Here is a 22870-nt window from a genome sequence, read left to right on the forward strand (position 1 = left end):
ACGGATATTTAATAAGAAAGATATTAAAGTAAATTTCTTTTATCCTTGATGCTACTGTTGTTAATGTGTTAAAATTTTATTGATTTTCTGATTTTTTTGGATTTTTGATAAGATTCTGTTTATGGAAGGGAATTCCGCCTTTTTCAAAAAAAGGTTATATTCGGCTTCGTAAAAATAATGATATGCAAGTATATGAAGGGATTTCTGTGGGGTTGTATCTGTTATTAATGATAGGTATAGGCATATATTCTTATAGAAAATCAACAAGTAATTCAGAAGAATTTTTAATTGGCGGCCGAAAAATGGGAGCTGCTGTAACAGCATTGTCTGCAGGAGCAGCTGATATGAGCGGATGGCTTTTGATGGGCGTTCCGGGAGCAATGTATCTGTCCGGAATTTCAAGTTCCTGGATTGCGATAGGATTAACAATCGGTGCTTATCTCAATTATATTATTGTAGCACCAAGACTCAGAATTTATACAGAGGTGGCACAGAATGCTATTACACTGCCTGTATTTTTTGAAAACAGGTTTAAAAATAAAAATCAGCTTCTGAAGATCACGTCGTCTGTTTTCATTCTGGTATTTTTTACCCTGTATACTTCTGCAGGCATGGTATCCGGAGGAAAATTATTCGAATCTGCTTTCGGAATGGACTATACTGTAGGCCTTCTCCTGACGAGTCTGGTGGTAGTGCTGTATACATTTTTAGGTGGGTTTCTGGCAGTAAGTCTTACGGATTTTGTGCAGGGAACCATCATGGTACTGGCATTGGTGATTGTTCCGATTGTAGCGATTACCCAAATTGGAAGTGTGGGAGAGACTTTTTCTCTGATTGAAGCAAAAAATCCAAAATATCTGGACCTGTTCAGAGGAACAACAACCGTAAGCATTGTTTCTTTATTGGCCTGGGGATTAGGGTATTGTGGTCAGCCCCATATTCTGGTACGTTTTATGGCAATTGATAAGCCAAAAGATCTGATCAAAGCTAGACGTATTGGGATTACATGGATGATATTTACTGTTGCCGGAGCACTGGCCATAGGATTGGTAGGAATTGCTTATCTGCAAAAATTCGATATGAATACTATGATGAAATTTGACGGATCAAAGACGGAAGCGGAAACTATTTTCATTTATTTCTCCCGTATATTATTCCATCCGTTTATTGCAGGATTTTTACTTACTGCAATTCTGGCAGCAGTAATGAGTACTATTTCTTCGCAATTATTGGTGACTTCAAGCTCATTAACAGAAGATATATACAAAGCTTTTCTCAATAAAAAAGCAACTTCCAGACAATTATTAATGGCAAGCAGGCTTTCTGTTTTACTCGTAGCTGTCATTGCGGTACTTTTATCCCTGGATCCCAAGGATAGTATTCTTAATCTTGTGGGAAATGCATGGGCAGGCTTTGGTTCTGCATTCGGACCACTGATCCTGCTGTCTCTTTTATGGAAAAAAGCGACATGGCAGGGAGGTTTTGCCGGGATGATGGCAGGAGGAATTACTGTATTAGCATGGGTCTATCTTCAGCATCCACTGAAAGACTGGTACGAAATCATCCCTGGATTTGTACTTTCTCTGGTAACCAATGTGATCGTTTCTTTATTAACTTACAAGCCTGATCCTTTGATTGAAAGTGAATTTAATGAAGTTAAAAAGATAATGCACGAATAGCATCCGGCACTAAAATATTACATTTATAAAGAATCTCCCCTTGTAGAAGCAACGGGAGATTCTTTATTTTACATTTAAAAAACAGGATCGTAAATTTATTATTATTTAACAGTCTGTGTTAAAGGTATTTTGCGGTTTTTTGACTATTTTGTCACTGCAAATTAATAACTTATTTATTATGAAAAATCTAAAGAAAATTGCAAGGCAAAATTTAAAAACAATTACAGGAGGTCGTCCGCCTGCAGAGAGTGAGTGTATAGCATGTGGATGTCCAACTTCAGCATGTTATTACAAAAACGGTAATGGAGGCGGTGGCGGTTGTGCTGATATCAGATGTGCATAATCATTTTTTATAAAGAAACCTTCCTTATTTCGGAAGGTTTTATTTTTTATATTAAAGCTTAGTTTCTGTATACTTCTTTTTGATAAACACCATCATAACAGCGAGAGCTAGTCCCGTAATGCTAGACCAAATAATGTGTTCTATACCATAATTGGCAATCCAGGCTCCTCCAAGCAGAGTTCCGGCTGTGACTGCAAAGTTTCCGCAGGAAGTAAAAATACTGTTGATGAATTCTGATGCATCTAAAGTAGAAGAGGTTACATTAATATTGCTGATCAGGAATCCTCCGGAATGAACCAATCCCCAGCAACCTACGATCAGTACCATGGGTACAAAATGACTTCCATAATATCCAATAAGTAAATGGATTCCCGATAGTAAAATTAAAAATACAAAAGTTGTCTGGAACGGAAATTTACTCATATATTTCCCCGCAATTTTATTTCCTGCAATTCCTGCTGTTCCAAAGAGGAAGAGCATAATACTGATCTGTTCGCCGTCCATTCGGGTAACACTTCTTAAAAATTCGGCCATATAGCCATAAGTTGAATACATGGCTGTAATGATAAAAAATGCGAGGAAAAGCCCGCTCCACAACTGTTTATTCCGAAATACTTTCATGGAGAATTTATTGGATGATATTCCCGTATTTTGAATTGATGGTAAATAGATCCATACACCTATCAGGGCGATCCCGTTAATGAAAGCTGTAAGTAAAAAAGAAGACCGCCAGGAGAACAGATCACACATAAAAGTTGCCAATGGAACTCCTAAAACAGTTGCCAGGGTAAGCCCTGAAAAAATAATGCTTACAGCTTTTGACTTTTCTTGAGGATCTGAGTTTTGACCGGCAACAGATAAGGCAATGGACCAGTACACAGGATGGAAAAATGCCGGAAGCATTCTGACAATAAGCAACATATGGAAATTTGAAATATATGCCGACAGAATATTCGCAGCAACAAAAATAAGTAAGGAAACGATCAATAAATTTTTTCTTCTGAATGATGATAATAAGAAGAGCATAAAAGGGCCGAAAACAGCAACAATCATTGCAAATATACTGAGTAACCATCCTGCTTTTTCAATGGAGATACGGAATGTAGAAGCAATTTCCGGTAAGACGCCAATTACTCCGAATTCTGTGGTGGTAATTCCGAAAACCCCAAGTGCCAGTACATAAAGATTTTTATTCATTTTCATTATTTTTTTTGCAAATTTGCAGAATAGACTATCATAAAGCTATATACTTACCTTTTAGTTCTATACTTACCTTTTTGAAAGTGTTAATACAAAAAACAAAGCTATGCCTCAATTTTTCCATGATAAAAGATTGTACTATACTCCGATTGAATTCGCATTAAGTCATATTGGTGGGACCTGGAAAATGCCTATCCTGTGGAGATTACAGGAGAAGCCTCTCCGTTTTAGTGAGCTTAAAAAGGATATTCCGCACATCACTGACAAGATGCTGACGAGCCAGTTGCGCGAATTGGAAGCTAAAGAGATGATTCACAGAGAAGTTTTTCCTGTAGTTCCCCCGAAAGTAGAGTACAGCCTTACAGAGAAAGGAAAGAAATCTATTCCTGTGATAGAGACCATTATGACATTTGGCTACGACTTGATTAAGGATGAGGGAATTGTTTTTCCACCCAAAGAATAATAAGTTTACATTACTCTATTACATCACCTTTTTTCATACCTTCACATAAAATTGATTCAACAGTATGAAGCTGAAATTAGGGATATTAGATCAGTCACCTACAGCAATGGGAGATCGTGCAGCATCTGCACTGAAAAATAGTCTGAATCTTGCTGTATTGGCTGAAGAAACAGGATTTCACAGTGTTATGTATTCTGAGCATCATGGAGTAGAAGCCTATGCCAGTTCCAGTCCCGAACTTTTAGCTGCAATTGTCCTCAGTAAAACAAACCGGATCAAAGTAGGAACAGCAGGAATCATGATGAGAAACTATTCTGCCTACAAAATCGCAGAGTGGACCAAAATGCTGTCAACCCTATATCCTGGGCGTTTTATGCTTGGACTGGGAAAAGCTCCCGGAGGATTAAAAGATGCTGTAATGGCACTGAACAATCATAAACCTGTAATTCTATCCAATATGGAAACAAAACTGGAGGAGATCATTCAATTCATAAAAGATGAAGAAGGGGTATATGACCGACTTATTGCGCAGCCAACTCATGTACAGCATATTCCGGAAATTATGTGGTTGGGATCAGGAATGACTTCTGCCAGAGAAGCCGCCAAACACGGAGTCGGATATTCTTTTGCCGCTTTTATGAATCGTGAAAATGGGAACGAAAATACCGACACGTATCTCAGAGAATTTGATAGCATGCAATATTTTCCTCAGCCTTCATTACAGATTACGGTAGCTGTATCAGTAGCAGATAAAATTGAAGATGCCACACGGAACGCCTACGGAATGGCCTATCAGTTTTTACAATCCAGGCAGTTAGTCAGTCCTGATGCTGTTCTTTCTCCGGAAGCAGTGGAACAGAAAGTTCTGGGAACAAAGGATGAAGAAGAATTCTTTACTACTTTGAACAGAATTATTATAGAAACGCCACAATCTGTTCATCAGAGATTGGAGGAGATTTCCCAAAAGTACCATACAGATGATCTTCTGATCTTGTGTAATATGCACCGGGAAGAGGATCGCATTAACACTTATAAAAGTATCATTAAAAATAACAGATAAACTCCACAGTATGAGATTTCTGTTGTGTGATGGAACTTTATTTATACTATAATTCAAATCCATGAAGCAGAATATTTCAACATTCTATATCATTACCGGAGGTCCCGGAGCTGGAAAAACAACATTGCTGAATGAATTAAACCGGCACAGATTGATAACCGTACCTGAAGAAGGAAGGAAAATCATTAAAGAACAGATAAATTCCGGTGGCGAAGGTCTTCCATGGCTTGATAAAGAACTTTTTGCAGAACTGATGTTTAAAGAATCTGTAAAAACTTACCTGAAAATAAGCCAGATGGTGAATACAGAACCTGTTTTCTTTGACCGAGGGATATTGGACACGTTGGGCTATATGAAACTTGAAAATATTTCAATTCCGGCATCTATGGCATTAAAAGCAGGAGAAATGGTTTATCATAACAATGTTTTTATGCTTCCGCCATGGAAAGATATTTATGAAAACGATCCTGAAAGAAAACAGACCTTTGAAAAAGCAGTGGAAACTTTTGAGTGTATGAAAGAAATTTATCTTGAATATGATTATAATATCATAGAAATTCCAAAAATTTCAGTAGAAAACAGAGCCCGCTTTATCCTTGATACAATTATCTAAAACGTCCCATCATCCCTCAATTATCAATCACCATTTATCATTTATCAATTATCAATCACCACCTATCATATGAACAATCTTACTTTTGAAAAAGAACTCATCGAACTGGCTGACAAAGACCTGGCCTTGCGGGAAAAGCTGCTGCTGGCCGGAGAATTATCCGGAGGTTACCATCCTGAAATGGAAAATATTCATAAAACCAATGCAAAAAGGCTGAGGGAAATAATAGCAGAAATCGGTTATCCCACCATCTCAAAAGTAGGCGAAAAAGCAAATGATGCAGCCTGGCTAATTATCCAGCACGCTATTAGTGAACCTGAATTTATGAAAGCATGTTATGACTTGATGGAGGAGCATTCTCATGATATTAATCCTTTACATAAAGCCTATTTATACGATCGGATTCAGGTTTTTCAGAGTAAGCCTCAAAAGTATGGGACACAATTGACCTCTGAAGGAACAATTTATCCGGTAGAAAGCAAAAGAAATCTAAATGCAGAGCGTGAAAAGGTAAATCTTCGGGCTCTGTCCGAATCAGATATCAACAGAATTCCGGAATCCGAAGATATTCCGGAAATTGACAGCAAAGACATTGAATATATGGACTGGAGAAAAAGAACAGGATGGATTTAATGCATGAAAAGATTTCATTTTAAACCGCAATAATTGCCATCTTCTATCATCAATCTTACTGATCTGTTTTCATAACTTCACGAACCTCAATTTACAGTTTTGGCGTCGTCCGGAGCCGGTAATAAAGTATTTTTTTTATCCGCCAGTTTATTTTGGGACAGCATTTTAATGTATTTTAAAATCTTTCTTTCAGCCTGCCTTAAACGAAATACAGCCATCTTCTTCTCTGTTATCAGATTATTATTTATCCAGTAAAGGTCTTGGATCAAACAGAACTTTTAAGGTTTGAATTTTTCCATCCTGAATGTGATACCATCCTGAAGATTCTATAGTTTTTTCTCCCATGTTGATATTATACCAAAAGCACACATCCTCACCGGAAGTAAAGGCTCTCAGAATTTCATACTTAAATTTCATCTGCTTCATATCTTTCATATAAACAGAAGCTCCCTCTCTTTTGCCCAATACTCCTGTAAATGTAAAATCAGGATCGAGGCAGCTTTCTGCCTTCTCAAAATTTTCCTCATTTAAATATTGAATAAACTGTTCTGCTACGTTTTGATATGTATTGTCCATAAATGTTTTTTTATTGTTCAATACAAAATTAAGGTTCACTGAACATTCCATTTGTGACTATAATCACAAAGTGTTTTTATCTCTTTTTGAATTACTTTAAAACAGGAATTCTCTCTTTTACATAAGCAATCTGCTCTTTTTCCTTTTCCTGATCCGGGTTGTTTTTGAGGTACATCTGATAATATATTGCTGCATTTTTAGGCTGTTTCAGGTTGAGATCATAAAGAAGGCCTAAACGGTAATAAATAATATTGCTGGTCCCAAAAGTCAGTCCTCTTTTATAAGCTGTCACCGCATCGCTATATTGGTTTTTGGCTTCGTAAATACCTGCCAGCGCTGCATAGTAAAGGCTGGTATGATCTGAAATAGCTTCATCAATAGTCTTTTGTGCATAGAGGGCAGCATTATTATAATCTTTCAGTTCACGGTAGCTCAGTGCCATAAAATATAAGGTACCCTCATTTTGTACCCCCATATCTTCCATCGTTTTGTAAAACATTATACATTTCTGATAATCCTTTACATAAAAGTACGCCTGTCCCATATCGTTCATTACATTGACATCAGCATGATTTTTCAGTAGTTTTTCACCAATTTCAATCACTTCCGGGTATTTGGTCAGCTGGTTGGCAACGGGCAGCAGAGCTTGCTGTAAAGTAAAATTTTCAGGATCAGCAGCAATCGCTGTTTTCAATACGTCATAAGCAGGCTGATAGTGTTTGAGACCACTGTAGGTTGTGGAAAGATCATAAGCTACATCAGGATCGGTAGCGTTCAGGATATTGGCTTTTTTAAGATAATTAAGTCTGGATTCAGGGGTTTCTGCATAAGCCGCAAGTTGTTTATAAGCACTGAAATTAAGACTGTCAAGTTGAATAATCTGTTGAAGGTAGTTCTTGGCATTGGAAACATTTCCCCTTCTGGAGTTGATAGTTGCTAAACTGAATAAAGTAGGCAGATTGTTGGGGTGTATAGTATTGATTTTCAGATAGTTTTTCTCTGCATCCGGTAATTTTCCGGCCATCATATTACAATAAGCAATTTGTGAAAGGGCTTTTATATCCTGTGTATCTCCGGGGTATAGGCCCTGAAGATATTGGGCTGCATCAGCATAACGTTGTGTTTCATAATATTCAAGAAGCTTTTCAGGATCAATTTTTACGGATTGGGCAGTAAGATTTTTAAAGCTTAACAGAATAATACACAAGCAAATTCCTCTTTTCATCATGGTTATTTTTTAACTAAAATATTGGTTATTTATTAAGCTTCCAAATTTTATCTTCACTTCTTGGGGATTTTTTCAACCTTATGAATGATTTATAATAAAACCCTGAATCCAATATCATTAGATTTCTTATATTCACTTTAAATAAAATAAAGCAAAAAATATGGAAATAAAAACTGTGGATTCATTTCTTGATTATTATGGGAAAATAAGAGAAAGGACCAACCGTATTATCGAAGTTATTCCTCCTGAACATCTTGATTTTTCCTATAAACCCGGGAAATTTACCATTGGTGATCAGATAAGACATATTGCAGCTATTGAAAGGTATATGTATGGAGAAACTATTTCAGGAAGGAAAAGCGCTTATCCGGGATGTGGTAAAGATCTCGCTGACGGCTATGAAAATACAGTTCAGTTTTTCAATGAAATGCATAGACAGACCCTTGAAATTATCAAAGCACTGTCAGACGAAGATCTTATGAGGAAATGCCTTACTCCTGCTAATAGTGAAATTTCTGTATGGAAATGGCTTCGTGCCATGATAGAACATGAAATTCATCACAGGGCAGAATTATATATCTATCTGAATCTTCTGGATGTAAAAACACCCCAGATTTATGGACTTTCTGCAGAAGAAGTACAGGAAAAAAGTGTGAAATTGCAGGAGAAAAAATACTGAAGATCATAAGATGATTAAAAAATAAACCAGCTGCCAATGTACAGCTGGTTTTTCTTTGTTAACAGCTCTTATGTTTTAATTTATTTCTATGATAAGGGATAAATTTTTTGTTTTTATTTATTAAAAATTGTTAAATATTTGGTTGATAAAGAGGTATTTATTTCTTTTTTTTACTCATTTATTTTGGAATTATTGATGAAAAGTCGTAGAACTACGACAAAATTTCAGATTAGCTGTTGAAAATTTTCTGAATAGCAATTACCGTTTTATCTTTGTAATACCACCAATCCGATTACAAAAAATTAATAATGATTAAAATCTGCATATTACAACAATAAAAACAAGAGATATCTTGAATTTCAACAGGGATATAAAGTAAACTTACTACTCTGCTTTTCCTTTTCTGCCCTGTGCTGACCTTAATATCCGGAATCCTCTTTACTGATGGAGTGCGGGTAACGAAAATGTATCTGAACTTTATTGTCCGGATCAATTTCAGACTTAAAAAAATCTGACACCCAATCAATCAAAATATTACAATTATGTTTCAGGACGATCATTCACCCAAAATGCCTGTTTCCAAAGATAAAATCTCAGCTGTAAAGAATATTAAAGAAACTTTGACAGATCAGGCAGTTAGCAAAGCTGCGCAGGAGGTACAGGAAAAATCGGGCAAAACTGTTAAAAAAGCTACAGAAAAAATGGTTCAGGCTCAGGCATATACCGGAATGGCTCAAAACGGCTCCCAAATGTTTATGAACCAGGTTAAACAACCGAACCCTCCCACACTGGTAGAAGATAAAGTATGGGCTAAACAGCCTACTTCAGGAATTTATAATGCCAGTACGATACCGGGAAACCAGGTGGCAGGAATCAATCGTGTGGTAAAACTTGAAATCGTAATTGACGGAAAAGTAATTAAACATTTCAAGCATTTTCAGCTAAAACAAAGTGCAGTAAAACATCATGAATTCGACTTGATGCTTGCTCACGATACTTTAGGAAGTTCAGAAAACCATAACCTGGAAGAAGCTCAAAACTTTCTTGGAAAAAGAATTACTGTAATTTTCAGGTATAAAGATGTTGAAGACGGTCCGGAACGAAACTTTGTAGGAGTTATCACAGAGGTTGGTTTTAGCCAGGAAAAAGGAAGTCTGGGAAATATTGTTCTTACGGGATCAAGCCCGACAGTGCTTTTAGATGCAGCTCCTCATATTCAAAGTTTTGGCGGAACGCAGGAAATCAGTCTTAACAGTATTGCAGATCAGGTGATCAAAGAAGGTCTGGGACAAGGTACATTTGATTTTAGAGTAGATGCCGCCCATGGAAACGTTTCCTACAGCTCACAATATGAAGAGACCCATTATAACTATCTGGCCAGAATTGCAGAAGCCTATGGTGAACAGTTCTATTATGATGGTGAAGTATTGCATTTCGGGAAACTTCCTCCTCAGGAAAAGCCTGTAAAGCTCACCTATGGCAGCAGTGTGAGCGATGTTAAAATAAAAATGAAAGCCCAGCATGTGAATCCTTCATTTTATGGTTATAACAGCAGTAAAAATGAAAAGCTGACTGCAGGGAATTCAAAAATTAATCATACCTCTGATATAGCCAAAAGAGCGTATGAAATTTCAGGAAAAACTTTTACAACTCCCTCGTTAAGGGTAGCTCCCATAAAAGCGGTGTCTTTTATGGATGTGGAAAATTCCCAGAAAGGAACAGCCGGAAGTAAGGCTGCTGAAGTATTTGTTATTTCAGGAATTACCACAGTGCCATTTCTTTATCCTGGCTGTATTGCAGATATTGAGATGAGAAAAGCTGAAAGCAGTGAAACGACCTATTTTACCAAACTGATGATTACAGATATGCATCATGAGGTAGATGCCAGAGGATATTACACCGGAACTTTTGAGGCTATAGCTTCTGATACTGGATTTATTCCGCGCCCGGAGTTTCATACTCCAAAAGCAGATGCACAATTTGCCAAAGTAATTTCCAATGCAGATCCTTTAAATCAGGGACGGGTTAAAGTTCAGTTCGACTGGCAAAACGGTTCTACCACCACAGAATATATCAGGGTAATGACTCCGGATGGCGGCGGAAGCGAAAAAGTGAGTAAAAACCGTGGTTTCATGGCAATTCCGGAAGAAGGAGATCAGGTAGTAGTCAATTTTGCACACCAGCATCCTGACCGTCCGTTTGTGATGGGAGGAATGTTCCATGGCGGAGTTGGCGGTGGCGGCGGTGCCGGAAATAATATTAAAAGCTTAAGCAGTAAAAGCGGACATACAATGAGTCTGGACGATGCTGGTGGAATTACCGTGAAAGATAAAGATCAGAATTCTGTTTTTCTGGATGGAGCAGGAAATATAAGCATAGACAGCAAAATTTCCATTACGCTGAATTGCGGAAGCAGTTCAATCTATATGGATAAAGATGGGAATATCCAGATTAAAGGAAAAGAAATATTTGTACAGGGAGTCAATATTGGTGTTGGTGGAACAACGAGTATTGGTGTTGGAGTAGGACCTGAAGACGGTGAGCCTACTTCCGGTGTTGGAATCAAATCTGATACCCTGGATATCGGAACCAATACGCTTTCCATGAGAGGTGATACTGAAGCCAATCTTAGCAGTGGAGGCAAAATTAATGTCGGCGGGGGAAGCGAAACGAATATTGTAAGTGGAACTGTAAAACTGAATTAATGAATCCTGTAGATTTGGAGCTGGTTAAATTAAAAAGACAATGGCAGAAAGTTGTTTCGAAGAATGAAGAAAAACCCATGCTGATCTGTTGGGGAGAAAAACATGAAACCGATCTTTTTGATGGATTTATTAAATCGAAGCTTTCTGAAGATGAGGATGGAAATGATATTTTTTTACTGCACTATCAGGAATTTAAAGGAATGGCCTCTTTCGGACAAACCTTATTGGATGAATGGACTGAGTTCTACGAGATGCTGAAGAAAAGCGAAGAGAATATTCCGCAATGGGAGCTGAAAAACCCGGAAGAAAAATTTAAAACAGATGCTTACAAAGCCTTTTATCCTTTAATGGAATTAAAGAAAAACTTCCCGAATATTAAGGATGCTAAAATATACCTCTACATTGCTCCGCTCAGAATTAGTGATACCGGAGAACTTGCTTTATGGGTGAAAGAATGGTGTAGTATCTGTGAAAGAACGGGAAATAAAGATATTAAACTGGTCTGGGCTGAGCATCACACTTACAGAACTTTGCCCAAGATCTCTTCAGCACATAGCTTCAGAATAGAGGTAGACATTCATCAGTTAATGCAGAATACGGCTGCTCATACCAACCGAAAGAAGAATAGTCCGGATACGGACTTTCAACAGCAGATTCTTATAGCAAGTAATCATTTAAGCAAGGAAAGATTCAAAGAAGCAGAGCAAGCCTTGAAAACAGCAGTGAAGCTTGCCAAAGAACAAAAGAATAAACAGGGAGAAATCTCTGCCTATTTTATGCTTACACAGACTTATACGGCAGACAGGAAGAAAGATAAAGCGGAAGATACCTATCAGATGATATTAGAAGAAGTAGAGCCGGATACACCCTTGGAAGTTCAGATGTACATGAATTATGGCAGCTACTTGTTAGGGAACTCCAAAAAGTCCAAAGCAGAAAAAATATTTGAAAAAGCCGCAGAAACCGCTCAGAAAATAGGAGAATATGCAATGGCGATTGAGTGTTACAGAATCATTGCTACATTGAATGATACGGTTCTGACAAAAGATAAAATGATCCGGTATTTTGAAAAATGTCTGGACATAGCAAAATTGATGGAATCTTCGGCAAGAGAACAGAGCAGTCTGAGGTTTGTAGCTTCAATGCTTATTCTCAAATATGAAGGCGATACCAACAAAAAAACAATACTGGACAATGAAATGAAGACTTATTTTGGTGATGACTGGAAGGTGAGTGTAGAAAAACCAAAAGCAGGGTAATCTCAAATTAAAAGAATCATGGCAGATCTGAATAAGAAAACAGTAAAACCAATCAAGGTAACGAATCCGGACATGAACCCGGATCGCTCTTTGAAGGTAAACACAGACGTTACTTCGGTAAGTTGGGATAAAACTACACAGGGATGGAAGAACGGAATGAAAAATAATTTTGATTCCCTGAATCCTGTTTCCATGGTTAAATCCATAGCAGGAGGAGATGCTGATCAGCCAGCTAAAAGTAGTGGAGGCGGAGGTGGAGACAGTGCTGTGACTGCAGAAATAGCGGCTCCGGAAAGCAAAGTGAAACTGATTAAAGTCAATAATCCTGCAATGCCTTCTACTGCTATTCAGCATACGAGTAAGCATTTTGATATTGTACTGGCCATTGATATCCACTGGACTCTCATTCCGCCGCCACCTTCATTCATGCTTATTCCGTTGCCATTGCCACATCCTTTTATCGGAATTGTTTTTGATATTATGGATTATATTACGATCAAAATTCCAGTTCCGCAATTTGCAAGAAATCTGATGCCCTCTCTTCCGGAAAGTATTCCGATGGGAGGTTCAATATATGTTCATGGAAGACATAAAGCTACTACCACAACCAGTGTAATGGGAGTTGTTATTCCATTCAGACACGTTACATCACTTATTCCTGTGTATATCATTCCTTTTCCTCAGGAAGCTCCACACGAAGGAGAGGTTTATTATGGCTCACAGACTGTTTTAGCACAGGGAAGTAAAATGAGTGGAAACCAGCCCCAGCAGGTATTAACCTGTATGGGATTCCCTTTCGGAATGACCATGCTGCCTGCAATGCCAAATAAACCAAAGAAAAATCCATTGGCCTATTTTGCTTTCTATAATAACTTTTCGAGTATGTATATCCAGATCAATACGGGAGGGCCTGTATTGGTGGGAGGAGCCTTTGTGCCGCATACCTATACCCCTGGAGAAATGCTGATGCGTCTTGCAGGGATGTTTTTAATGAGAAGTTTAACGAAGAAAATTGGAAAACTGGGAGCTAACGGTTTAAAAAAACTCAATAACAGTGTCCTTAAAAAAGCTCCGTTCAATAAATTCAAATTTGCAAACGCCTTATCCAAAAAATTATGTCATTTCGGACTTGAACCTGTGAATTTTGCAACTGGCGCCATGGTTTTCGAATGGGATGATTTTATTATTCAGGGCAGTACACCCTTAAGTTGGAAAAATATCTGGCACAGCGACCGGCCTTATGACTTTGGACCTCTTGGAAATGGCGTTTTCAATAATCATGATCTGTTTATTCTGCCTGAAGAAGATAATAAGCTGGCTGGCTGGATGCATCCTGATGAAAATATAGCCATGCTGATTCCTGCACCTGAGATTGGAGAAGAAATGGCTTATTTCAGAGATCAGAAAATATGGCAGTACAGACCAAACAGCAGTATCTGGGTGATACGCAAAGGGATTGATGTCTATACTTATAGACGTTTTCATCATATTTCGGAAGGAGCCATATATAAAGTAACTCGTATTGAATTTGGTGACGGAACAATTCGGGAATATGATTATGAAGATCGCAATATTGTCCTGAAAACTATCAAAGACGTTAATAGCGGATTCAGTATAGAAACTGTAATCCATCCTGAATATAAAAAAATAACGGAAGTTTATTATTGTTATAAAAAGCAGAAAGATCTGCAGGTTCGTTATGATTATGATGAGCATGGAAATCTTACTCATGTCTGGGATATTCACAAAAAAGCAATTGCTTTTGAATATAATGGAAAAAACGAAGTAGTGAGAAGAACCAACCGAAACGGGATGAGCTATCAGTGGGAATATGACAAAAAGGGAAGAGTAGTGCATACCAAAGGTTTGGATGGGTATATGGAAGGAAAAATTCATTACCATGATGACGAGGGATTCACAGAAGTTATATACCCAAAGCAAAATAATAAAACAGAAGAATATCATTATGATGAAAACTTTTTGGTTTACAAAAAGGTAGATGGAGAAGGAGGCGAAACCTGGTATGATTACACAGCCCACAATGAACTGAAGATGATGGGAACTCCGGAAGGACGCGTTCACGGATATACTTATGATGAGATGGGAAATATCAAAATTTACCATACTCCAGATGGAGAAGAATATCATTACCATTACAATGAGTACGGACAGGTTACGGCTCGCTTTTCCCCTTCAGGAGCTTCAGAAATATGGCATTATGATCAGGATGGAAAGTTGTTAAGTTACACCGATCCTACAGAAGAAACTATCAGCTATGAATATCCTGACGGAGGGAAAGTGCCTGAAAGAAGTTTTAAAAGAGATATAATTACCCACTATGGATATAATGACCGAGGCCAGCTAATCCAGCTGACGAATAATGTCGGAGCAGAGCAGTACTGGAAGTATGATGCTTATGGCAGACTTCTGATTTATAGTCCAAAACCTTTGAACAAAACTCTTTGGAACAGAGATAAAATAGGAAGGGTTATAGAAATGAATGAACAGGGGCAATTGCCGTTAAAAGTCAGTTATGATGCTTATGACCTTCCTGTATATGCTACAGACGGGCATGCAGAATGGCTGATGAGTTATACGCCGATGGGAAGCCTGAAACGTCAGGTGCGACGCAATGCACAGACCCATAAAAAAGAAGAAACTTTAGTCTTCGGATATGATGCGTATGAAAATTTAATGAGCATTACCAATGAAAAAGGAGAAAGCTATTCTTTTGAAAGAAATAATAACAATGACATCATTGGCGAAACAGGCTTTGACGGTCAGAAGAAATTCTATATAAGGGATAAAGACGGCCTGGTGAGCCAAAGCCGGACACCTCTTGGAAAAAATGTGTTTTATGAATATGATCTGGCTGGCCGATTGACCCAGGCACATTATGCGGATGGAACCTGGGAAGCTTATCAGTATGATACTTCAGGATTATTGATAAGGGCAGATAATGAAAGCAGCAGCGTTCTCTTCCGGAGAAATAAACTGGGATTGGTTACCAGTGAGCAGCAAGGTGAGCATTCCATTCAGTATGAATACGACAATCATGGTAATCTGATCAGCTTACAAAGCAGTTTGGGTGCAGAAATCGATTATTCTTATAATGATTTTGATCAGCTAATAACAGTAGCAGCGTCCAGTCAAAATTCGGATCTACCCTGGAATATGAATCTTGAAATTAGCCGTAACGGACAGATGTATTCCCGCGAAATGACTGGTGGGGTAGAAAGTACCTTTGAATTTGATCACATCGGAATGCCTGTAAGTCAGAAAGTAGTGGTGAATAAAACCAGTACCAAAGTCCATAAAGATTATGACTGGAGTGCTGGAAGCCGTCTGCTACATGTATTGGACAGAGTTACGGGAGGAAGAACAAGATTCGACTATGATGCTTTCGGAAGCCTGGTGGCAGCAGAATATTCCAACGGCGAAGTACAGTATAAAAACCCTGATGAAACAGGTTGTCTGTATGAAAGTGCCAGAAGAAATGACCGTATTTACGACAAAGGTGGAAAGCTTATGCGGGATAAAAACTGGTTTTATCATTATGATGAAGAGGGAAATTTACTCTTAAAAAGTAAGCGGCCGATCAATAATATTAAACCTGAACCTACCGAAAAACAGGAAAATATTCATCCTTATTACAAACCCATAGCTTCAGATTGGTTTAGTAATCAAAAAATACTGAAAGAAACCGATTTGCCTGATGTACATACTGGCCTTTCAGAAGAAATCCAGAATCCAGAATGGGAATCCGGAGATTGGGCGTATTCGTGGAATGCCAACGGAATGCTGGCAAAAGTAAAACGTCCCAATAGTAAAGAAGTACGTTTTGAATATGATGCACTTGGACGGAGAATTTCAAAAATCACAGAAAATAAAGTAACCCGATTTGTATGGGATGCTAATGTCCTTTTACATGAATGGAGTTATGATATAGAAGAAATTCCTAAAACCCACATCACTGATGCAGGTGAATGGGAAAAAGAAGATGAAGTAACAGAAAATATCGTAACGTGGGTATACGAAAGAGGCGCATTTTGTCCTTGTGCAAAAATTATAAATGGAGAGCGCTTCAGTATCGTTTCAGATTATATTGGAAGACCCATGCAGTCCTATAATGAAAAAGGAGAGCTGATCTGGAAGGCTGAGTTTGATATCTATGGAAACCTCAGAGATTGTACAGGAGACCTGTATTTTATTCCATTCCGTCAACTTGGCCAGTATGCAGATCAGGAAGTGGAAGGGATTTATTATAACAGATGGAGATATTATGATTCTTCTTCCGGAACGTATATATCAAAAGATCCTATTGGATTACTGGGTAATAACGATACCATGTATGCTTTTGTAAGTGACAGCAATACTTGGGTAGATGTTTTTGGTCTACATAATGATCCTGTTAACTTTTTACAGGAGTTAGTTAAGGATGCCCACAGTACTCTTGGTGATGCCAAAGGATTCAGTGTCACGGCTGTAGGAACGGATGGTAATGGTAATTACTATGTTTCTTCAAGTAAGAAATATGTACCAAGACAGATAAAAGAATGGGCAAAAGAAATGGGAGTTACTGTGATACAAAGTAAAGCAGACAATGTTCACGCTGAGGAAGCTTTAATTAATGCTAAAAAAGGAATTAAGGAAATTGAACCTAGCACGAAAATTTGTATTGATTGTGAGCATCACATGAACAATAATAATGTTAAATTTGAAGAAGGTACAACAGGTAAGTTTAGTAAAAATAGACAGGAAGGAGGGAAGTACCACATTCCTGAAGGAAAATATCAACCAAAATATAAATAAACAGACATGAGCGAAAATTCAGTTAAAGAAAAATCATTAAACCTTAGTAAAGAAAATAAAATCAAATTTAATCTGTCATCACTTATAAGAATTAAAGACCTGTATCAACTTTTTGAAGAGGAAATTAAAGATGATGATTATGATTATGCTCAGCGTTTTAAGAATGGGAGTACGCTGCTTACTGAGTTTTCAGACTATGTTTTCAACCATGTTTTTATGGGTAATGAGCTAAATTATTCAGATATTGAGAGGTTTAATAATCTGGATCAGTTAGCTCCTGAAGACGATGAATACAGTAGTTATCAGGCCGCAATTGCAGTGAATATTGTCATGATTGCAACCAATATCATAAAGATTGTAAAAGGAGAGGAGTCGAAGATAAAATCAACAATAGATTATACTTTAGATGTAATCAATAACCTGAAATCTGAAGAGTTTTTTACAGATAATCCTGATGGAGATGATGAAGAAAGTGAAGAATATCTTGAACAATTTTATGATAATGAAATAGCTGCAGAAGATAGACTTATAGATAGTATTGACAACATTTCGCAAAATGATTTTATAGCATTCAATGAGGAAAATATGATCAGCTAATACCGAACCTCCTATTTTAATGATATGACGGATCCGCCTGTCAAATTTAAAAAGGTAGACGAAATTTAATCCAAATCCAATCCATATATGAAGAAAATATTCTCAGAACTTAAAGGTTTCGTGGTGTTTAGTCCACAGCTGTTAGCAAAATATCTGGAAGAAAATCATCTTTCAGGTAATAATATTTTAAAGTATTTTGTAGAAAACGAACACGGGGATGAAATAACAAAATCAGGAATTGCTATTCCAATCATAGGAGTAGAGGAAGACTATTATGCATTCAGGGTTTCTGTGAATGAGGAAAAAATCCTGAATGATGATGAAGTGGAAGTAGAATCAAGAGGCTGGGTATTCCAGACGGCTAATAATGAAGTGAAAATTGTAGGAATCGGCTATTTAAAAGATATTACTACAATTAATGAGGAAAATAGTATTACGCTATCATTGGAAAACGGATGGCATTCTTTAAAAATACGGGGAGGAAGTAAAAACGGCGAAAGATTATTTGAGTTACATATGGAGAAACAGGATATGTACCCAACTTTTAGCGGAGACGTGACTACCGAGTATTACTATGGTTAAAAAATTAGTGAAAAAATATTGAACCGTAAATATTTCATCCCTGAGTTTAAATATCTGATGTTGAGATCTTAATATTCAAATTTTATTTGGTTAAGGGCATTGCTGTCTCTTTAAAACACCAGAAATACGAATTTTATTGAAAAAATATTTTGTCAGTAATAAAAAACTTTCTATATTTGCACCACTGAAAACAACGGTACTACCGGAGTTGAAGGAGAGTTGGCAGAGTGGTCGATTGCGGCAGTCTTGAAAACTGTTGACTGTAACAGGTCCGGGGGTTCGAATCCCTCACTCTCCGCAAGTATCAACAAAACCTACTGATTATATCAGTAGGTTTTTTGTTTTTCCTTCTTCCTGTTTGCACTTCTAAATATTCAAAATAATTATTAGAAGTGCTTACTTAAAAAAGAATTTTCTGAATACAACCAAATTCTTATCCCTGTTATCATCTCGAAAGCTTTAATAAGTTGTTATTATTTTCTATTTTGAATCTCTTTTGATCATACCTTAAAAATAACATCCTATTTTTCTTTAGAAATAGGAATTTATCATGAAAGGAGTTCTTACTATTACGGATTAAATAGTTTATTTTTAATAAGAACAGTTTGTACATAACCATTCACAATAGTTTAAAATTTAAATCAAAAAACAGATCAGTTAGTTGATGAAATAGCAGTCGCATTGTTTTTTTATAAAATCTAAACTATTGTGAATGGTTATGTTAATATATTATATAATTTGGAAAAACTATAATTTTTAAAAAGATCTAATAAAATTTGATTTTGTCTCAAGGAATCTGTTTGTTTGTTGTGTGATTCATTTGTTGATTGTTGTATCGGTGATGAATCTTATAAAAAATATAAACAATTTAAAAATTATTTGATGAAAACAAAATTATTACAAAAACTGGAAAATTTTCAGCTTCAAAATGAGATGCTAAGCAAAATTTTAGGGGGAGAGGGGAAACCTGTAAAATCATTTTTATCTATAGAGCCAAGTGTTACAGGTGGCGGGGAAGTTGAATTGCCTTCTGGTCCTGGAGGTGCGTGCGTATGTACAGGGTACACAAGTGATTTGGATTTCCATAATGGAGGAATGGGATACAATGGAACCTATCCAATTGATAAGTCTTGTAATCCCTAGAACTAAAAATAAATGGGAAGTAAAATTGCTTCTCATTTATTATAAATGAACATCAATGAAAAATATATTAGTTTTTTTGTTTATTATAATCAATTTTTTAGCTCATGCTCAAGATTATGAATTAATAAATCAGGATCTTATTAAGTATTATGAGTTAACAAATGGAGCTGAGAATAAAATTATTACCAATGATTTGAGCGTTGCAAACAAACTATATAAAGAAGCTTTTCAAAAGTTGAAGTATCCCCATGCAAAAGACTTACAAAACAGCATGAATATAGCTATAAAAATTGGAGATTTTCAAACTGCCTATCACTACTATCAATCTTTGAAGTGTTTAGGAAAGGAATTTGAAAATGATTTTGCGGCTGACAATTTTAAAAATTTAGATTTATATAAGGTAAAACCTTGTGAGAATAAGATTGATTTACAATATAAAAAAAGCCTGGATTCATTATATGAGATTGACCAATACTACAGAAAATTATCGGGAGGAAATTATGGTGCTTATAAAAAGGAACTTACTAAAAGTGACAGTACTGCATCTGTACAATTACTCAAATTGATTCAAAAAAAAGGATTTCCTAATGAATATAATATAGGTTTGAATTCTGCAAATAAGATGTTTTATCAAAAATTTTATTACATTATTTGGCATCAATTAGCAACTAATCTTTATAGCAGCCAGAAAGTTAATTTTTCCAATGAAATAGTAAAGGCTTTAAATAATGGAAAGGTTACTCCGGATGTAGCAGGGCAACTGTTTGATTTAAATAATGGAACAAAGAATTACTCATTTTTTAAAATTTATCAATTTGTTAAGGGTGAGAAAACAGACTGTTGCTATATATCTGAAGCAATCTTACCAGAAAAGAGAGCTGCAGAAGTAAATACTAAAATAAAAGAGATTAATAGAAAAAGAAAATTAATAGGTTTGACATCCACTGAAGAAGAAATCCAAAAAAGTATATTCTTTTTAAATAATAAAGATTATGTTTTTACAAGCATTACTATAGAAGGTTTTCAGTTTAAGAATAATAATGATGCTGAGTCATTTAAGAAGTATTTGCTAAAGTTAGATGATATTAATCATTAGTGTTGACAATGACACCATTACCGATGAAATTTGTACTTGGTTGTCTTATCAAAATAAACAATTTGTTCGCTTAAGTGAGAGCCAACATATCAACAAGGTCTGTTTTGATTTTAAAAATAATATTTTCAAAATTTCTATTGGAGCCATTGAGTACGAATTAGGAGACTTCACTTCGGTATTTTATAGAAATGGAGGAATTTATTATGAAACAATACCTGGGGATATTGATAGTATTTTAGTTGATTTTTATAATTCAGAACTTAAATCCATATCGGAGTTTATCTATTATTATTTCAGGGTAAATGGGGTTCGTATCTTTGGAAACCTTTTGACAAAAGAAGTTAATAAATTAGAAGTTTTATTTCTAGCAAAATCTTTAGGCCTAAAAATTCCCGATACTTACATTTTATCAGAGATGAATGACTTGAAACAGATCGATATGTCTCAGGCCTATATTACCAAAGCAATCTCCGAAATGAAGCCTATTATTGTTGAATATGGCTTGTACTTGAACTACACACATGAACTAGATGTAAATAATATACATAATAAAAAAGAAAATATTATACCTTCATTAATCCAGAGAAAAATTCATTGTCTTTATGAAATAAGGGTGTTTTTTTTTGAGAAGCAGGTTTGGGCAATAGCTACATTTGATTTTTCAGGCAGTGTTGATATTAGGAACATAAAGGAGAAAGACAAAAGGTATCTTCCTCTTATACTACCACCAGAGCTAAAAAAGAAAATTTTAATCTTAGCAAAGAAACTAGCCTTAAAGTGTGGAACGGTTGATTTATTAAAATCTGATGAAGAGTACTATTTTTTAGAAGTGAATCCATTAGGACAGTTTCATCAAGTGAGCTATTATGGAAATTATCAAATAGAAAAACATATTGCAGATTTACTATGAAAGAAAAAAAAGAGCTATACTTAAAAGGAATTGAACATTCTCTACAAGAATGGAAGAAAAGTAACAGTGTGTCTCTGGTTAAATATTCCGAAAATAAAGATAAGCAAAGTAGAAAGACAAAGATTTTTCGTTCACAAAAACATTATTCCCTTTTATATTAAACATGTTTTTAAAGCTATTTGACTCAGTTAAAATTACTAGAGGTGCAAAAAATTGTATTATTTTAGATGCTAGCAGCGGATTTTTACAATTCATTCCGATTGCTTTTTTTGATTTATTATCAAATGAACATCAAAACTATGCTGTGTTAAAAAAACAATTAGATAGTGTGAGATTGCAAACATTAGAAGAGTATCTTCATTTTATCTTAGATAATAAACTAGGTATTATTGTAAATTCTCTGAAAGAATTGTTGACTTTTCAGGGTACCTCAGAATTTAGAGAAACTCCATCATATGTTGACTATTTGATTTTGGATGTGAACAATTCTGGTGTTTTAAATGATGTACTGATACAACAGATTTATGATTTGAAAATTAAATATTTACAGATCAGATTTTCAGAACTGGAATTAAATGATGTAATAAAAGTAATAGGTAAATTAAATTTGTTGAATGATTCCAGTATTAATGAAGTGTCCGTTGTTGTAAGTTATGACTTACAATTAGTTACATTTATCAAAGAGAATCATTACAAAATTTCAAATAAGTTTATTGATTTTATATTGCATTCCTATAAGGAACAGTTTTTTCAAACTTTAGATCATGTTCATCTAAGTGTGATTAAAAATAAAATTAGTATCCCATTAAGTTGTGGGCTGATTGATTTAAAAAATATCAATCTTAATCGTAACTTTTATCTAGAAGCAGAACAGCATAATTCCTGTCTTCATAAAAAAATAGCAATAGATATAGAAGGCAACATTAAAAACTGTCCCTCCATGTCTCAAAGTTTTGGGAACATACACGAAACAACATTAGAAACTGCTCTCAATCATCCTGAATTTAAAAAATATTGGAACTTAACTAAAGATAGTATTGAAGTCTGTAAAGATTGCGAATTCCGTTATATCTGTACCGATTGTAGAGCCTATACTGAACAAACAAGCATAAAGAATGAAGGGCTGGATGTATCTAAACCTTTGAAATGTGGTTATAATCCTTATACTGGTGAATGGGAAGAATGGAGTATAAACCCTTTGAAACAAAAAGCAATTGAGCATTACAAAATGCAAGATTTTCTCAAGAAATAAAATTACCATTCTGGAAAAGAAGGTTTAGAATCTTTTCCAT

General features: G+C 35.8%; 19 protein-coding genes and 1 tRNA gene. 17 read left to right on the plus strand and 3 right to left on the minus strand.

Features of this window, described 5'->3' with window-relative positions; genetic code table 11:
* Nucleotides 1-182: 182 nt before the first annotated feature.
* Both putP and J2786_RS03035 read left to right on the plus strand, forming a co-directional pair.
* Complete coding sequence (gene putP, locus J2786_RS03030) at nucleotides 183-1679, plus strand: sodium/proline symporter PutP (RefSeq protein ID WP_047433315.1); 1497 nt, start codon at nucleotides 183-185, stop codon at nucleotides 1677-1679.
* Nucleotides 1680-1857: 178 nt separating this feature from the next.
* Nucleotides 1858-2022 carry a bacteriocin-like protein gene (locus tag J2786_RS03035; RefSeq protein WP_156121439.1) on the plus strand — a complete coding sequence of 55 codons (165 nt, stop codon included), beginning with the start codon at nucleotides 1858-1860 and terminating at the stop codon, nucleotides 2020-2022.
* A gap of 51 nt (nucleotides 2023-2073) precedes the next feature.
* Here the strand turns inward: J2786_RS03035 and J2786_RS03040 are convergent, their stop codons facing one another.
* Nucleotides 2074-3219 (minus strand): MFS transporter, encoded by a 1146-nt coding sequence (locus J2786_RS03040; RefSeq protein WP_310023929.1) that lies wholly within the window; start codon nucleotides 3217-3219, stop codon nucleotides 2074-2076.
* Between the two features lie 109 nt (nucleotides 3220-3328).
* Here J2786_RS03040 and J2786_RS03045 point away from each other — a divergent pair, with 109 nt between their 5' ends.
* The 4 genes from J2786_RS03045 (at nucleotide 3329) to J2786_RS03060 (ending at nucleotide 5991) form a co-directional block, all read left to right on the plus strand.
* On the plus strand, nucleotides 3329-3685 hold the full coding sequence (locus tag J2786_RS03045) for a winged helix-turn-helix transcriptional regulator (protein ID WP_047431556.1): 357 nt from the start codon (nucleotides 3329-3331) through the stop codon (nucleotides 3683-3685).
* Nucleotides 3686-3749: 64 nt separating this feature from the next.
* On the plus strand, nucleotides 3750-4745 hold the full coding sequence (locus J2786_RS03050) for an MsnO8 family LLM class oxidoreductase (RefSeq protein ID WP_052186983.1): 996 nt from the start codon (nucleotides 3750-3752) through the stop codon (nucleotides 4743-4745).
* Between the two features lie 61 nt (nucleotides 4746-4806).
* Nucleotides 4807-5358 carry an AAA family ATPase gene (locus J2786_RS03055; protein WP_082001967.1) on the plus strand — a complete coding sequence of 184 codons (552 nt, stop codon included), beginning with the start codon at nucleotides 4807-4809 and terminating at the stop codon, nucleotides 5356-5358.
* Nucleotides 5359-5427: 69 nt separating this feature from the next.
* On the plus strand, nucleotides 5428-5991 hold the full coding sequence (locus tag J2786_RS03060; protein WP_047431553.1) for a DUF6624 domain-containing protein: 564 nt from the start codon (nucleotides 5428-5430) through the stop codon (nucleotides 5989-5991).
* A 240-nt stretch (nucleotides 5992-6231) separates the two neighbouring features.
* Here the strand turns inward: J2786_RS03060 and J2786_RS03065 are convergent, their stop codons facing one another.
* Together J2786_RS03065 and J2786_RS03070 are read right to left on the minus strand one after the other, a co-directional pair.
* Complete coding sequence (locus J2786_RS03065; protein ID WP_047433312.1) at nucleotides 6232-6567, minus strand: nuclear transport factor 2 family protein; 336 nt, start codon at nucleotides 6565-6567, stop codon at nucleotides 6232-6234.
* A 91-nt stretch (nucleotides 6568-6658) separates the two neighbouring features.
* Entirely contained in the window at nucleotides 6659-7795 is a 1137-nt protein-coding gene (locus tag J2786_RS03070; protein WP_142014999.1) for a tetratricopeptide repeat protein, read from the minus strand.
* A 160-nt stretch (nucleotides 7796-7955) separates the two neighbouring features.
* Between J2786_RS03070 and J2786_RS03075 the strand changes: the two genes are divergently transcribed.
* The 11 genes from J2786_RS03075 (at nucleotide 7956) to gwsS (ending at nucleotide 22830) form a co-directional block, all read left to right on the plus strand.
* The gene (locus J2786_RS03075; protein ID WP_047431547.1) at nucleotides 7956-8474 is read left to right on the plus strand and encodes a DinB family protein; all 519 of its coding nucleotides are present in this window, start codon (nucleotides 7956-7958) and stop codon (nucleotides 8472-8474) included.
* A 542-nt stretch (nucleotides 8475-9016) separates the two neighbouring features.
* Nucleotides 9017-11179 carry a type VI secretion system Vgr family protein gene (locus J2786_RS03080; RefSeq protein ID WP_047431544.1) on the plus strand — a complete coding sequence of 721 codons (2163 nt, stop codon included), beginning with the start codon at nucleotides 9017-9019 and terminating at the stop codon, nucleotides 11177-11179.
* Complete coding sequence (locus J2786_RS03085; RefSeq protein WP_047431541.1) at nucleotides 11179-12438, plus strand: tetratricopeptide repeat protein; 1260 nt, start codon at nucleotides 11179-11181, stop codon at nucleotides 12436-12438. Before J2786_RS03080 ends, J2786_RS03085 begins: the two co-directional genes overlap by 1 nt.
* 18 nt (nucleotides 12439-12456) lie before the next feature.
* Entirely contained in the window at nucleotides 12457-17250 is a 4794-nt protein-coding gene (locus tag J2786_RS03090) for an RHS repeat-associated core domain-containing protein (protein ID WP_047431539.1), read from the plus strand.
* A gap of 6 nt (nucleotides 17251-17256) precedes the next feature.
* Entirely contained in the window at nucleotides 17257-17847 is a 591-nt protein-coding gene (locus J2786_RS03095; RefSeq protein ID WP_047431536.1) for a hypothetical protein, read from the plus strand.
* An 87-nt stretch (nucleotides 17848-17934) separates the two neighbouring features.
* Nucleotides 17935-18429, plus strand: coding sequence for a hypothetical protein (locus J2786_RS03100; protein ID WP_047431534.1), 495 nt, complete (start codon nucleotides 17935-17937; stop codon nucleotides 18427-18429).
* Between the two features lie 213 nt (nucleotides 18430-18642).
* A tRNA-Ser gene (locus J2786_RS03105) sits at nucleotides 18643-18727 on the plus strand.
* Between the two features lie 584 nt (nucleotides 18728-19311).
* Nucleotides 19312-19572, plus strand: a complete 261-nt coding sequence (locus tag J2786_RS03110; protein WP_156121437.1) for a hypothetical protein — start codon at nucleotides 19312-19314, stop codon at nucleotides 19570-19572.
* A 55-nt stretch (nucleotides 19573-19627) separates the two neighbouring features.
* Nucleotides 19628-20668, plus strand: coding sequence for a hypothetical protein (locus tag J2786_RS03115; RefSeq protein WP_047431528.1), 1041 nt, complete (start codon nucleotides 19628-19630; stop codon nucleotides 20666-20668).
* Nucleotides 20652-21578, plus strand: a complete 927-nt coding sequence (locus J2786_RS03120) for an ATP-grasp domain-containing protein (RefSeq protein ID WP_047431525.1) — start codon at nucleotides 20652-20654, stop codon at nucleotides 21576-21578. Before J2786_RS03115 ends, J2786_RS03120 begins: the two co-directional genes overlap by 17 nt.
* A 163-nt stretch (nucleotides 21579-21741) precedes the next feature.
* Nucleotides 21742-22830 (plus strand): grasp-with-spasm system SPASM domain peptide maturase, encoded by a 1089-nt coding sequence (gwsS, locus tag J2786_RS03125; protein WP_310023943.1) that lies wholly within the window; start codon nucleotides 21742-21744, stop codon nucleotides 22828-22830.
* The last annotated feature ends 40 nt before the right edge of the window (nucleotides 22831-22870 follow it).

Source organism: Chryseobacterium vietnamense (assembly GCF_031454475.1).
GTDB lineage: Bacteria > Bacteroidota > Bacteroidia > Flavobacteriales > Weeksellaceae > Chryseobacterium > Chryseobacterium vietnamense.